Origin of the sequence: Hoeflea sp. (assembly GCF_039975035.1) — a bacterium.
Lineage (GTDB): Bacteria > Pseudomonadota > Alphaproteobacteria > Rhizobiales > Rhizobiaceae > Hoeflea.
In genome coordinates this window covers 1-14178 of record NZ_JBDWHW010000195.1, presented here as the reverse complement: position 1 = coordinate 14178, position 14178 = coordinate 1, and the positions used below count along the sequence as shown (strand labels likewise).

The 14178-nt window shown below is 60.1% G+C and carries 15 protein-coding genes; 14 read left to right on the top strand and 1 reads right to left on the bottom strand.

Features of this window, described 5'->3' with window-relative positions; translation table 11 throughout:
* Positions 1–30: 30 nt before the first annotated feature.
* Positions 31–1974, bottom strand: coding sequence for a methyl-accepting chemotaxis protein (locus tag ABJN75_RS17495; RefSeq protein WP_348440866.1), 1944 nt, complete (start codon positions 1972–1974; stop codon positions 31–33).
* Positions 1975–2431: 457 nt separating this feature from the next.
* On the opposite strand from ABJN75_RS17495, the gene eno reads away from it, so the two are divergent.
* The 14 genes from eno (at position 2432) to lipA (ending at position 13852) form a co-directional block, all read left to right on the top strand.
* Positions 2432–3706, top strand: coding sequence for a phosphopyruvate hydratase (eno, locus tag ABJN75_RS17490; protein ID WP_348440865.1), 1275 nt, complete (start codon positions 2432–2434; stop codon positions 3704–3706).
* A gap of 172 nt (positions 3707–3878) precedes the next feature.
* Positions 3879–4187, top strand: coding sequence for a septum formation initiator family protein (locus ABJN75_RS17485; RefSeq protein ID WP_348440864.1), 309 nt, complete (start codon positions 3879–3881; stop codon positions 4185–4187).
* Positions 4188–4334: 147 nt separating this feature from the next.
* Complete coding sequence (gene pdhA / locus ABJN75_RS17480; protein ID WP_348440863.1) at positions 4335–5372, top strand: pyruvate dehydrogenase (acetyl-transferring) E1 component subunit alpha; 1038 nt, start codon at positions 4335–4337, stop codon at positions 5370–5372.
* Positions 5373–5386: 14 nt separating this feature from the next.
* On the top strand, positions 5387–6775 hold the full coding sequence (locus tag ABJN75_RS17475; RefSeq protein WP_348440862.1) for a pyruvate dehydrogenase complex E1 component subunit beta: 1389 nt from the start codon (positions 5387–5389) through the stop codon (positions 6773–6775).
* 15 nt (positions 6776–6790) lie between these two features.
* On the top strand, positions 6791–8173 hold the full coding sequence (locus tag ABJN75_RS17470) for a pyruvate dehydrogenase complex dihydrolipoamide acetyltransferase (protein ID WP_348440861.1): 1383 nt from the start codon (positions 6791–6793) through the stop codon (positions 8171–8173).
* Positions 8174–8207: 34 nt separating this feature from the next.
* On the top strand, positions 8208–8759 hold the full coding sequence (locus ABJN75_RS17465) for a DUF308 domain-containing protein (protein ID WP_348440860.1): 552 nt from the start codon (positions 8208–8210) through the stop codon (positions 8757–8759).
* A 70-nt stretch (positions 8760–8829) separates the two neighbouring features.
* Entirely contained in the window at positions 8830–9081 is a 252-nt protein-coding gene (locus tag ABJN75_RS17460) for a hypothetical protein (protein ID WP_348440859.1), read from the top strand.
* Between the two features lie 58 nt (positions 9082–9139).
* Positions 9140–9778 carry an SGNH/GDSL hydrolase family protein gene (locus ABJN75_RS17455; protein WP_348440858.1) on the top strand — a complete coding sequence of 213 codons (639 nt, stop codon included), beginning with the start codon at positions 9140–9142 and terminating at the stop codon, positions 9776–9778.
* A 178-nt stretch (positions 9779–9956) separates the two neighbouring features.
* The gene (locus tag ABJN75_RS17450) at positions 9957–10193 is read left to right on the top strand and encodes a YdcH family protein (protein WP_348440857.1); all 237 of its coding nucleotides are present in this window, start codon (positions 9957–9959) and stop codon (positions 10191–10193) included.
* Positions 10194–10253: 60 nt separating this feature from the next.
* On the top strand, positions 10254–10838 hold the full coding sequence (locus ABJN75_RS17445) for a GNAT family N-acetyltransferase (protein ID WP_348440856.1): 585 nt from the start codon (positions 10254–10256) through the stop codon (positions 10836–10838).
* A 12-nt stretch (positions 10839–10850) separates the two neighbouring features.
* Complete coding sequence (gene lpdA / locus ABJN75_RS17440; RefSeq protein WP_348440855.1) at positions 10851–12314, top strand: dihydrolipoyl dehydrogenase; 1464 nt, start codon at positions 10851–10853, stop codon at positions 12312–12314.
* Positions 12311–12562, top strand: a complete 252-nt coding sequence (locus tag ABJN75_RS17435; protein WP_348440854.1) for a hypothetical protein — start codon at positions 12311–12313, stop codon at positions 12560–12562. The genes lpdA and ABJN75_RS17435 overlap by 4 nt, the downstream gene beginning before the upstream one ends.
* Positions 12562–12840 (top strand): GlsB/YeaQ/YmgE family stress response membrane protein, encoded by a 279-nt coding sequence (locus ABJN75_RS17430; protein ID WP_339749658.1) that lies wholly within the window; start codon positions 12562–12564, stop codon positions 12838–12840. The genes ABJN75_RS17435 and ABJN75_RS17430 overlap by 1 nt, the downstream gene beginning before the upstream one ends.
* Positions 12841–12868: 28 nt before the next feature.
* Complete coding sequence (gene lipA / locus ABJN75_RS17425) at positions 12869–13852, top strand: lipoyl synthase (protein ID WP_348440852.1); 984 nt, start codon at positions 12869–12871, stop codon at positions 13850–13852.
* Positions 13853–14178: the final 326 nt, after the last annotated feature.

Genomic DNA, 14178 nt, shown 5'->3' with positions numbered 1-14178 from the left:
TGGCGTTGTATCATTCTGGTCGGGTGAGAATCAGAACTCGCTCCAGCTTTCGTCCTTTGCGGCGGTTGCTGTTTTGCCCAGACCGAAGGCCGAGGCGACCTTGGCGCCGAGTGCGCGGGCAGGCGAGTGTGCCGGTCGGGAGGAAGCATTCGCCGCAACCGGTGTGGTGCCGCTTTGATGTCCAGATCTGGAACCGCCGGTGGTGAAACGGCCGACCAGGCTTTCGAGCAGCACGGCCTCGCTCGACAGGCCCTGCGTCGCGGCGTTGGTTTGTTCCACCATCGCGGCGTTCTGCTGGGTCATCTGGTCCATCTGGTTGACCGCGGAGTTGATTTCCGCAAGTGCTGTCGCCTGTTCGCGCGCACCGGTCACAATCGACTGGATCAGATCATTGATCTTGCTGACCTGGCCTTCGATCTGGCCAAGCGCGGTGCCGGTTTCGTTGACCAGCGAGACACCAGCGCCAACTTGGCTCGAGGATGTCTCGATCAGCGTCTTGATTTCCTTGGCCGCATTGGCCGAGCGTTGCGCCAGTTCGCGCACTTCCTGGGCGACGACGGCAAAGCCCTTGCCCGCTTCACCTGCGCGCGCCGCCTCGACGCCGGCATTGAGCGCCAGCAGGTTGGTCTGGAAAGCAATGTCATCGATCACCGAGATGATCTGGCTGATCTGCTTGGAGGAGTCCTCGATCCTCTCCATCGCGGAGATTGCATTCTTGACCACCTTGCCGGAGGTTTCAGCGCTGACCTTGGTGGTGCCTACCAAATCGCTGGCTTCTTCGGCACGCTGCGACGAGCTCTTCACCGTCGAAGTGATCTCGTCGAGTGCCGCTGCAGTTTCTTCAAGCGAAGCTGCCTGCTGCTCGGTGCGGCGCGACAGATCATCTGCCGCCGATCCGATTTCGCCGGAGGCGAGACGAACCGAATCGGTGGTGGTCGAGATTTCCTCGAGCGTGGAATTCAGCTTCTCGATCGAGGCGTTGAATTCACTGCGCAGTTTCTCGTAGTCCGAGACAAAGGGATCGCTGATCCGGTAGGTCAGGTTGCCGGCCGAAAGGTTTTCAAGCCCCATGGTCAAGGCGTCAATGACGCGTACCCGTTCGGCATCTTCCGCCGCCTTGCGTTCAGCCGTTGCAGCGTCGAGTTCTTCTTTTTCCTGGCGCGCCTTCTCGCTCTGCGAGCGCGCAGAATCGCGCTCCATCGCTGCATCGCGGAAATAGGCGACGGATTGTGCCATCTCGCCGATTTCGTCCTGGCGTTCCGCATAGGGGACGTCGCGGGTGAAATCACCGTCTGAAAGCACCTGCATGTAGTTCTTCATTTCGGTCAAAGGTGCCACGGCGCGCTGGCGGAACATGTAAAGGCCAGCCAGGAAGATGCCAATCGACACGAGGCTTGCGCTGATTGTGACCATTGAGAAGATCGAGTCTTCCGACGCCGCGTCGGCGCGAACCTTTTCATCGAAACTCGAAACTTCACTGACCAGCAGTTTGACCGCTGCGTCACTGGCAAGAAACGCCGTTCGCAGGTCTCCCAGTGCGATAGTGGCTGCCAAGGTATCCGCAGCCTGAATGGCAGGAAGAAACTTGTCATTCATGGTTTTCCAGTAGCTGTCGCTTTCTGCGAGAATGCCGGTCCCGAAATGGTCGATCAGCGATTTCTCATAGTTGGACTCGAGCCAGTAGTTCTTCCGGGCGTCGAACTCCCCCTGCAGTTCGGCGATCCGTGCAGCGTTGGACGCCGCGATTGTCGGATGAACCACCGCTTCATTGGCCAGCATGTAGGATTCCACCACATAAAGCGGCGGCGGCAGGATATCGGCAAGCAGGTCCTTGCTCTCGACAATGACGGTGTAAGTCGGCCCCGTAACCTTCTGCTTTTCATAGACGTATTTCTGCAACCCAAAAGCGCCGATCAGTCCAAGGGTCACTGTGATTGCCAAAAGCAACAGGCTTCGGGAGATATTGATGTTCATTGGTCCACCATAAAGAGTGAGAAGGCGCAAATTGAGATGGACTTATCCACCACCGAAAAAGTCATCCGTTGACTGGGTTTGCGAACTCATTCCGCTATCGGAAACCGGCTCATGCCAGCGCACCTGGTTCGATTTCTGCGGGCACCGCATACTTTCAGGGGCCGATTACTTAAGGGTGTATAATAGGATGGTTATTTGAGTCTTAATGCGTTGCAAGAGTCGTTAATTTGCAATGCCGAAGTGGGCTCTCGGGCATGCAGACGCAGCAATCCTGCCGGGCGGAGCTTCACCTGTGTTGAGCAGTGAGGCAACATCTCTTCAGTTATCTGCCTGCGCCTGTCCGCAACGAGGCGTCGAGTAGGCTCAGGCATGCTCGGCAATTGATTTTTCGGCGCGGTACGCTAAGACGGCGCTCAACTGACCAGGCTCATTGCCACAAATCAAAAGGAACCAGACCATGACCGCCATTATCGATATTGTCGGACGGGAAGTCCTCGACAGCCGCGGAAATCCGACGGTTGAAGTCGATGTCCATCTTGAAGATGGCTCCATGGGCCGCGCAATGGTTCCCTCGGGCGCCTCGACCGGTGCGCATGAAGCGGTTGAGCTGCGCGATGGCGGCAGCCGTTATCATGGCAAGGGCGTGCGAAACGCCGTCGCAGCGGTCAACGGCGCGCTGTGCGACAATATCTGCGGCATGGATGCGGAAGGCCAGATTGCCCTCGACAAGGCAATGATCGCGCTGGACGGCACCGCCAACAAGAGCAAGCTCGGCGCCAACGCCATTCTCGGCGTCTCGCTCGCAGCCGCCCGCGCCGCGGCACAATCGTCCGGCCTGCCGCTTTACCGCTATGTCGGCGGCGCCAATGCGCGGCTGCTGCCGGTGCCGATGATGAACATCATCAATGGTGGCGCGCATGCCGACAATCCGATCGATTTTCAGGAATTCATGATCATGCCGGTTGGCGCGGAAACCTTCAGCGATGCCGTGCGGATGGGGTCGGAAGTCTTCCACACCCTGAAAAAGGAACTTGCCGCGGGCGGTCACAACACCAATGTCGGTGACGAGGGCGGTTTCGCGCCCAACCTGAAGAGCGCCCCGGAAGCGCTCGACTTCATCATGAAGTCGATTGAAAAGGCCGGTTATCGTCCGGGCGAAGATATCCATCTCGCGCTCGATCCGGCCTCGACCGAGTTTTTCAAGGATGGCAAATACGATCTGGCAGGCGAGGGGCGTGTGCTCGATAGCGCGGAAATGGCTGCCTATTACGCGGAACTCGCTGCCAAATACCCGATCATCTCGATTGAAGACGGCATGGCCGAAGATGACTGGGACGGCTGGAAAACTCTGACCGACATGATCGGCGACAAGTGCCAGCTGGTCGGCGACGATCTGTTCGTCACCAATTCCTCGCGGCTTCGCGACGGCATCAAGATGGGCGTCGCCAACTCTATCCTGGTCAAGGTCAACCAGATCGGCACGCTGTCGGAAACCCTCGATGCGGTAGAAACCGCGCACAAGGCCGGTTACACCGCTGTAATGAGCCACCGCTCCGGCGAGACCGAGGATTCAACCATCGCCGATCTGGCGGTCGCCACCAACTGCGGCCAGATCAAGACCGGATCGTTGTCGCGTTCCGACCGGCTGGCCAAGTACAATCAGCTGATCCGCATCGAGGAAGAGCTGGGCGTGGAAGCGCAATACGCCGGCACTTCCGTGCTGCGGGGCTGATCGGTCAGGTCCGAACACGCCGGCCGGTTCCGGCTGAACCTGTTGTCTGAAAAAGCCCGTATCGTCGATGCGGGTTTTTTTGTCGCTATGCAGCATCTCGAGTAAACGGCTAACGCTATTTTAAGCATGGCCTGCCATCCTCTCCCACTCGCAGGGGTAAGGCGTTTTTCGAATGCGGACACAATTTAGAAAGCAGCGATCCTGGATCCGTTGGGTTGTTCCGGCGTTATCGGTCGCCTGCTTTGCATATTTCGGGTTTCATTCATGGCATGGTGCTTACGGTCTCAATTCGGCCGAAGCGCTGGAGTTGCGTCGCGTCGAATTGACGGAACGGCTTGCAAGCCTGACCGAACGCAGGCAACATCTTGAACGCAAGGTCATGCTGATGAGCGACGGTGCGGTTGAGGCGGACATGCTCGATGAGCGGGCGCGGCTGTTTCTCAACGTCGCCCGCGAGGACGAGGTCGTCTATTTCCAGTGAATTCCAGAGTTAACCTGTTTTCGGTTAACATTGAAAAAATTCAACGTAAACAGTAACATATGATGAATATCAGCTATGCGTAAATAGGCTTGCTGACATCCTGCAATTTCCCTATGGTCTGCATAACATGACCACTGGGAGGATGACATGGCGCCACGCAAATCTGCCACAGCCGCATCCCGCAAGAAACCTGCTGAAAAAAGCGGGCTGAATGGCGGAATTACCGACTTCGACAAAACCACCGAACTTGAAGCCTATCGCGAGATGCTGCTTATCCGCCGCTTCGAGGAAAAGGCCGGTCAGCTCTACGGTATGGGCTTCATCGGCGGCTTCTGCCATCTTTATATCGGGCAGGAAGCTGTTGTCGTCGGCATGCAGATGGCGCTCAAGGATGGCGATCAGGTCATTACCGGCTACCGAGACCACGGCCACATGCTGGCCACCGGCATGGAAGCGCGTGGCGTGATGGCGGAGCTGACCGGCCGGCGGGATGGATATTCCCACGGCAAGGGCGGCTCGATGCACATGTTCTCCAAGGAAAAGAACTTCTACGGCGGCCACGGCATCGTCGGCGCCCAGGTCTCGCTTGGCACCGGTCTGGCGTTTTCCAACAAGTATCGCGGCACCGACAATGTCGCCGTCGCCTATTTCGGTGATGGCGCGGCCAACCAGGGTCAGGTCTACGAAAGCTTCAACATGGCGGCACTGTGGAAGCTGCCGATCATCTATATTGTCGAAAACAACCGATACGCCATGGGCACTTCGACGGCCCGGTCGTCGGCGCAATCGAATTTCTCGCTGCGCGGCAATTCCTTCGGCATCCCCGGTCATCAGGTCGACGGCATGGATGTGCGCGCGGTCCACGCCGCCGCGGTCGAGGCGGTCGCCCATTGCCGCTCGGGCAAGGGTCCGATCATTCTGGAAATGCTGACATACCGCTACCGCGGCCATTCCATGTCCGACCCGGCGAAGTACCGGACCAAGGATGAAGTGCAGAAAATGCGCTCCGAGCATGACCCGATCGAGCAGGTCAAGGCTCGCATGCTCGATCTCAAGCATGCAAGCGAGGATGACCTCAAGGCCATCGACAAGAAGGTGCGCGATGTTGTGGCGGACGCGGCCGATTTCGCCCAGAACAATCCGGAGCCGGATGCATCCGAGCTCTACACCGACATTTTGTTGTAAGGGGAGGGAAAACCATGCCGATTGATATCCTGATGCCTGCGCTTTCCCCGACCATGGAAGAAGGCACGCTGTCCAAGTGGCTGAAAAACGAGGGCGACAAGGTCGCTTCCGGTGATGTGCTGGCTGAAATTGAAACCGACAAGGCAACCATGGAAGTGGAAGCCATCGATGAGGGCGTGCTCGGTAAGATCGTCGTTCCCGCCGGCACCGAGAACGTCAAGGTCAATGCCGTCATTGCGGTAATCCTGGAAGAGGGCGAGAGCGCCTCCGACATTGGCTCCGCGAAAGCTGAAGAACCGGCGCCCGCGCCCGCTGCGGAAGCGCCTGCTGCCGCCGAGCCTGCAAAAGCGGCCTCTGTTCCCGCCGCACCGGTTGAAAATGCCGCAGCCTCCGATCCGGACATCCCCGAAGGCACCGAAATGGTGTCGACCACTGTGCGCGAAGCGCTGCGCGATGCCATGGCCGAGGAAATGCGCGCCAATGAAGATGTCTTCCTGATGGGCGAAGAGGTGGCCGAGTACCAGGGCGCCTACAAGATCTCGCAAGGGTTGCTGGCCGAATTCGGCGCCAGGCGGGTGGTCGACACTCCGATCACAGAGCACGGCTTCACCGGTATCGGTGTCGGTGCGGCCATGGCCGGTCTCCGGCCAATCGTCGAGTTCATGACCTTCAACTTCGCCATGCAGGCGATCGACCAGATCATCAACTCCGCCGCCAAGACGCTCTACATGTCCGGCGGCCAGATGGGCGCGCCGATCGTGTTCCGCGGCGCCAATGGCGCGGCAGCCCGCGTCGGCGCCCAGCACTCGCAGTGCTACGCCGCCTGGTACAGCCATATTCCGGGCCTCAAGGTGGTCATGCCTTACACGGCAGCCGACGCCAAGGGTCTGCTCAAGGCCGCCATCCGTGATCCCAACCCGGTGATCTTCCTTGAAAACGAGATCATGTACGGTCACACCTTCGATGTGCCGAAGATGGATGATTTCGTGCTGCCGATCGGCAAGGCCCGCATCCACAAGCAGGGCAAGGACGTCACCATCGTCTCCTTCGGCATCGGCATGAGCTATGCGGTCAAGGCAGTGGAAGAGCTGTCCTCGCTCGGCATCGATGTCGAACTGATCGATCTGCGCACCATCCGTCCGATGGATCTGCCGACCGTGATCGAGAGCGTCAAGAAGACCGGCCGTCTGGTCACCGTCGAGGAAGGCTATCCGCAGTCCTCCGTCGGCACCGAGATCGCCACGCGCGTGCAGCAGCAGGCATTCGATTATCTCGACGCGCCGATCATCACCATCGCGGGCAAGGATGTTCCCATGCCCTACGCCGCAAATCTCGAAAAGCTCGCGCTGCCAAATGTCGCCGAGATTGTCGACGCGGTCAAAGCCGTCACCTACACGGCGTAAGGGGAGGAACGGAAGATGCCTATCAACATCACAATGCCTGCTCTTTCGCCAACCATGGAGGAGGGCAACCTCGCCAAATGGCTGGTCAAGGAGGGCGACAAGATCTCCTCGGGTGACGTTCTCTGCGAAATCGAGACCGACAAGGCGACGATGGAAGTCGAAGCCGTCGATGAAGGCACGGTCGCGAAAATCGTGGTTGCTGCCGGCACCGAAGGCGTCAAGGTCAATGCGGTGATCGCCATTCTCGCAGCCGAAGGCGAAAGCGTCGAGGACGCCGCCAAGGGTGGCGGCGATGCCGCACCGGCTCCCGCAGCCGCAGAAACACCTAAAGCCGAGGCCCCCAAGCAGGAAGCCGAAAAACCTGAGACGACGTCCGATCCGGCCGCCAAACTCGACAAGCCGATCCGCGACCAGAATCCCGCAGCACCGGCTCCGGCGCCGACCACGCAATCGGGTGACCGCGTGTTTTCCTCGCCGCTGGCCCGCCGCATCGCCAAGGATGCAGGCATCGATGTGGCACAGATTTCAGGCTCCGGCCCGCATGGCCGCGTGATCAAGTTGGATGTCGAGGCAGCCATTGCTTCGGGCACCGGTAAGGCTCAGGCCGCCGCCGCACCTCAGGCTGCCGCCGCCGCAGCACCTGCCGCAGCGCCCAAGGCCATGTCGCAGGATGCCGTGCTCAAACTGTTTGAGGAAGGCTCCTACGAACTGGTCAAGCATGACGGCATGCGCAAGACCATCGCCCGTCGGCTGCAGGAATCCAAACAGACCATTCCGCATTTCTACGTTACCGTCGATTGCGAACTCGATGCGCTGCTGGCCCTGCGCTCGCAGCTCAACAAGGCGGCTCCGCTCAAGGATGACAAGCCGGCCTACAAGCTCTCGGTCAACGACATGGTGATCAAGGCCCTGGCACTTGCACTGCGCGATGTGCCCGACGCCAACGTCTCCTGGACCGACGAGAACATGGTGATGCACAAGCATTCCGATGTCGGCGTCGCCGTCTCGATCCCCGGCGGGCTGATCACCCCGATCATCCGTTCCGCCGAGCAGAAAACCTTGTCGGCGATCTCCAACGAGATGAAGGACCTGGGCCGTCGCGCCAAGGACCGCAAGCTCAAGCCCGAGGAATATCAGGGCGGCACCAGCTCTGTCTCCAACATGGGCATGATGGGCGTCAAGGATTTTGCCGCCGTCATCAACCCGCCGCATGCCACCATTCTGGCCGTCGGCGCGGGCGAACAGCGCGCCGTGGTCAAGGATGGCGCATTGGCCATTGCCACCGTGATGAGCGTGACGCTGTCGACCGACCACCGCGCTGTCGATGGCGCTCTCGGCGCCGAACTTCTGGCGGCCTTCAAAGGCTACATCGAAAGCCCGATGGGGATGCTTGTCTGATCCCTTTGACATTCAACACTGAAGGACGCGCAAAATGGCTGACACTGGTGTGAACGGGAACTTCGCAAGAACCTGGGTCTGGATGGCGGCGCTGGCGGTGATCTGCATCATCGGCGGCTTCATGGCGCTGATCAATCCGTTCGGTGCAACCATCTTTGCGGTGACGCTGGCCGGCTGGCTGTTTCTGCTTCAGGGGTTGATCCAGGTGGTGCACGCATTCCAGGTGCGCGACTGGTCCGGTTTCATCTGGTCGCTGGGTCTGGGAATACTCTCGCTGCTTGTCGGCTTCGTGCTGGTTGCCGATCCACTGGCGGGCAGCGTCTCGCTGACGCTGCTGGTGGCAGTGCTGTTCCTGATGACCGGCGTGGCCAAGACCATGTTCGCGCTGTCGCTCAAGCCGGCTTCCGGCTGGGTCTGGGTGCTGGCGTCCGGCCTTGTGTCCGTCGCTCTCGGCGTGATGATCCTGGCCGGCCTGCCTGCCACCGCAACCACCATTCTGGGATTGCTGCTGGGCATCGAACTGATTTCCAACGGCGTGCTGTTCCTGTTCGTCGCGCTGGGCTTGCGCAAGCTGGGTCATGGTTGAAGCGGGCAGGTGACTTTGACAAGGGCGCGCACCATATTGGAACTGTAACCTTTGTCCTGGGGAGACTGTCATGACAGAACCGAAGGACATGATTGTTCCGATGCTCAAGGAAATCCGTTCTGAAGTACGAGAATTCCGGACTGAAATGAAGGATGACTTCTCTGCGGTACATAAGCGCCTCGAAACCATTGAAGGCCGGCAGAAAAGTTTCGACAGCACTCTGACGGCTGACACGATGATGGCAAAATTTGTGACCGGCGACTTCGAAGAGCGGATTGGCGCACTGGAGAAGAATGTCGACCAATTGATCAAGGGTAACTGAAGATGCTTGGCGATCCCGCCGCAAAAAAGGTCCACGCTGCAAGTGCTTGCGTGAAGCCATGAAAACCGTCCTGTGCTACGGCGACAGCCTGACCTGGGGCTACGATCCGGAAAGCCGCGCGCGGCACGCGCTCGCCAACCGCTGGCCGTCAGCGCTGACGCAGGCGCTGGGGGAGGGTGTGCATGTGGTGGCCGACGGGCTCAATGGTCGCACCACCGCCTTTGACGATCATACCGCCGATTGCGACCGCAATGGCGCGCGCACGCTGCCGACCGCGCTGCATGCCCATGCCCCGCTTGATCTGGTGATCATCATGCTGGGGTCGAACGACATGAAGCCGGTTGTCGCCGGTTCGGCGCACGCCGCGGCCAAAGGCATGCGGCGATTGCTGGACCTGGTCCGATTGCATGGCTGGCCGATGGAGCAGGAACTGCCGCAAATCCTGGTGGTCTCGCCGCCGCCGCTGGTGGAGACTGCGGATCCGGATTTTGCCGCGATGTTCGAGGGTGGTGTGGAGCAATCGGCGATGCTCGCCTCGTTCTATGCCGATCTTGCCGACGAGACCGGCGCCGGTTTTTTCGATGCGGGTTCGGTCGCCGGTTGCTCGTCCATCGACGGCGTGCATCTGAACGCCGCAAACACCCACGCCATCGGGCGCGGGCTGGCGCCGGTGGCGCGCCTGCTGCTGGGGCATTGAAGGCTGCGCGCCACAAGCGCGCACCGGTGGGTGCAATGGAATGAAACTGCGCATGAGCCTTTGTGTGAATCGCATGCGATTTAAGGGCTTTGCGACAAAGAATTGACAAGGGTCAAGGAGGGAACGGATCGCGGTCGGCTAGAATGCAATTATCACCAATTCAACGAGGAGATGATTGATGTCGAACACGCCCCACGAACTGGCGGAGGAATTTCCCGAGCACGTCGAGAAAATGCACGAATTGAAACAGAGCGATGCCCATTTCGCCAAACTGTTTGATGCATATCACGAGGTCAACCGGTCCGTTCACCGCGCTGAAACAGATGTCGAGCCGACGGACGATTTCAATATGGAATCGATGCGCAAGGAGCGCCTGAAGCTCAAGGACGAAATCTACGGGATGCTGGCGGGATAATCCGCTTCCGGCCTGCTCCCGCCACACCGGCCCTGACGCCGGACATGACAGGAGCAGGCCTTGCATATCCGTCCAGCCACACGTGCTGACAGCGCCGATATCGTCATTCTCGATGACATTGCATCATCGGGACTGGCAACGCGTGTGCTCCAGGCCGGTGTCCGCGACGGCAAGTATGACCGGCCGCTGGAATTCGGCCGCGACGGCTACGCCTTCATCGACGGGCCGTTTTCCTGGAAAAACGTTTTGATTGCCGAGACGGCTGACGGCGTCGCCGGCATGTCGCTGTCCTTCGAGTTGACCGGCGGACCCGGCGACTCCGGATTGGACGATGCGGTGCTTGAACCGCTCGAAGCGCTGAAATCCCGCGTCATCGGCAGCCGCTTCATCGACAGTGTCGCCGTCTACACCCGTTTTCGCGGCCAGGGCATTGGCCGCGCGCTGGTCGAGGCCGAACTGGCTCGCGCCAGCGGCCCGTCCTCGATCATTACCGATGATGCAAACACGCGTGCTCTCTCGCTCTATCAAAGCCTTGGTTTTGAAGAGCAGGCGCGCGCGCCCTTCATCGCCTTTTCCGACACCCATATCGCCAGGCAATGGGTGCTTCTGACACGCCCCGCTGGCGCACCGGCATCCGCCCAATGAGGAGATTGTTCCATGGCCAATAATTACGACGTGATCATCATCGGTTCGGGCCCCGGCGGCTACATCGCGGCCATCCGCGCAGCCCAGCTCGGTCTCAAGACAGCCGTGGTCGAACGCGAACATCTGGCCGGCATCTGTTCCAACTGGGGCTGCATCCCGACCAAGGCGCTGCTGCGCTCGGCCGAAGTGCTGCATCTGTCCGAACACGCCACGAACTATGGGCTCAAGCTCGAAGGCTCCGTAACACCGGATATCGAGGCCATCGTCAAGCGCTCGCGCGGCATCGCCGAGCGGATGAACGGCGGCGTCGGCTTCCTGATGAAGAAGAACAAGATCGATGTGATCTGGGGCGAGGCCAAGCTGACCAAGGCTGCTACCGGGGGTGAGCCGGGCGAGATCAAGGTCTCCAAGACCACCAAGAAGATCGTCGAGCCGCAGGGCCCGATCCCCAAGAACACGCTGGGCGAGGGCACCTACACCGCCAAGCACATCATCGTCGCCACCGGCGCGCGGCCCCGGGCGCTGCCCGGCATCGAGCCCGACGGCAAGCTGATCTGGACCTATTTCGAGGCGATGAAGCCCGAAAAAATGCCGAAATCGCTGCTGGTCATGGGCTCCGGCGCCATCGGCATCGAATTCGCCTCGTTCTACCGCACCATGGGTGTCGATGTGACCGTGGTCGAGGTGATGAAAACCGTCATGCCGGTCGAGGATGCGGAAATCTCCGCCTTCGCCAAGAAGCAGTTCGACAAGCAGGGCATGAAGATCCTGCTCGAAGCCAAGGTCACCAAGGTCGACAAGGCAGCCGATTCGATCACCGCCCATGTTGAACTGAAAGACGGCAAGGTCGAAAAGATCACTGCCGACCGGATGATCTCGGCCGTCGGCGTGCAGGGCAACATCGAGAACATCGGCCTTGAGGCGCTCGGCGTCAAAACCGATCGCGGCTGCATCGTCATCGACGGCTATGGCAAGACCAATGTGGCGGGCCTCTATGCCATCGGCGATGTCGCCGGACCGCCGATGCTGGCCCACAAGGCCGAGCACGAAGCCGTCATTTGCGTCGAGAAGATCGCCGGCCTGCCCGATGTTCACCCGATGGACAAGCTCAAGATCCCCGGCTGCACCTATTGCAATCCGCAGGTCGCCTCCGTCGGCCTCACTGAAGCCAAGGCCAAGGAACTGGGCCGCGACATCCGCGTCGGCCGCTTCCCGTTTGTGGCCAACGGCAAGGCCATTGCGCTGGGCGAGGACCAGGGCATGGTCAAGACCATCTTCGACAAGACGACCGGTGAGCTTCTCGGCGCCCATCTGGTTGGCGCCGAAGTCACCGAACTGATCCAGGGTTTTGTCGTGGCGATGAACCTTGAGACCACCGAGGAAGAGCTGATCCACACCATCTTCCCGCATCCGACCATCTCGGAAACGCTGAAGGAAAGCGTGCTCGACGCCTACGGACGGGCACTCAACGCGTGAGCGGCAGTGTCCGCCTGCCCAGGGCTGTGGTGCTGCCGGTGGTTGGCGGCGCGGGCCTGGGCGCTCTTGCCGGCCTTGCTGCGATCAACGGTCGCGGCGCGGTCGAACTGGGATCGCTTCGCATTGAAGGCATCACGGGTATAGTGGCGGTCTCGGTCATCCTGGCATTGATGGGGTTGCTGCTCGGACTTACATTGTGGCTGATCATGCGCGCGCTTCACGCAGCGGCAAAGGGAGACAGACGATAATGCTGGAATATCAGATGGGATTCCTGGCCATGCCCGGTCTCGGCTTCTTCGGCCTTCTGCTGGTCGGCCTGATCGCCGGCTATGTCGCCGAGCGCGCCATGAACCGCGACCACGGGCTGTTGACCAACATGCTGGTCGGCATCGCCGGCTCTTTCGTCGGCAGCGCTCTGGCAGGCGTGCTCAACATCAACTATTACGGATTTGCCGGAAATCTGGTCGTCGCCATCATCGGCGCGATCCTGATCCTCTGGCTCTTCGGCCGCTCCAAAAGCCGCTGATCCACAACGCCTGTAAAAGGACCTCCTGATGGTCACGATCCTCGATGTCACCAAACCCGATGCCGAAAAGCCTGAAACCCGGCGCGTCCGGCATCCCGAGAAACAGAAGCGTCCCGATACCGAGGTCAAGCGCAAGCCGGACTGGATCCGGGTCAAGGCGCCCACTTCCAAGGGCTATCAGGAAACCCGCGCCATCGTGAAGGACAACAACCTCGTCACGGTCTGTGAAGAGGCCGGCTGCCCGAATATCGGTGAATGCTGGGACAAGAAGCACGCCACCTTCATGATCATGGGTGAAATCTGCACCCGTGCCTGCGCCTTCTGCAACGTCATAACCGGAATGCCCAACGCGCTTGATCCCAACGAACCCGACAACGTCGCCCGCGCCGTGCGCGAAATGGGGCTCAACCACGTCGTCATCACCTCGGTCGACCGCGATGATCTCGCCGATGGCGGCGCCGAGCATTTCGAGAAGGTGATCTGGGCCATCCGCGCGGTTTCTCCGCAGACCACCATCGAGATCCTGACGCCTGACTTTCTGCGCAAGCCCGGCGCGCTCGAACGCGTCGTGGCCGCCAAACCCGACGTCTTCAACCACAATCTCGAGACCGTGCCGGGCAATTATCTCACCGTGCGTCCGGGCGCGCGCTATTTCCACTCGCTCAGGCTGTTGCAGCGGGTCAAGGAACTTGATCCGACCATGTTCACCAAGTCCGGCATCATGGTCGGCCTTGGCGAAGAGCGCAACGAAGTGCTGCAACTGATGGATGACCTGAGGACCGCCGACGTCGATTTCATCACCATCGGCCAGTATCTGCAGCCGACCCGCAAGCACCACGAGGTGATCAGTTTCGTCACGCCCGACGAGTTCAAGAGCTATGAGAAGATCGCCTACACCAAGGGGTTCCTGATGGTGGCGTCGAGCCCGCTCACCCGCTCATCGCACCACGCCGGCGATGATTTCGCCCGCCTCAAGGCCAACCGCGAAAAGAAGCAACTGGCCACAGCGTAAGGCTTGCGGCCGGCCGCGTCCAATATACCGAATCGGCTCTGGGCTGATTGCCGATCTTCAGTTGCCCATCATCAACATAGGGAATGCCGCCGGTGATACTTGTGTTTCCATAGAGAGACTGTAGGGCTCAAATCTGGATGACAATCAACGCCACGACACTGAGGCCAACACGATCGGGGGTGCTGGGTCTTCAGTCCCGTCATAGGTTCGAGGGCAAGGTCGAAACCAATGGGGTATCGTTAAAACTTCTTCGTGCCGTGCCTCGAGACGATTTGGCGCGGTGGGCCAAGGGCGACATCGCGCCCTTGAGCGACCAGTGGCCTGGG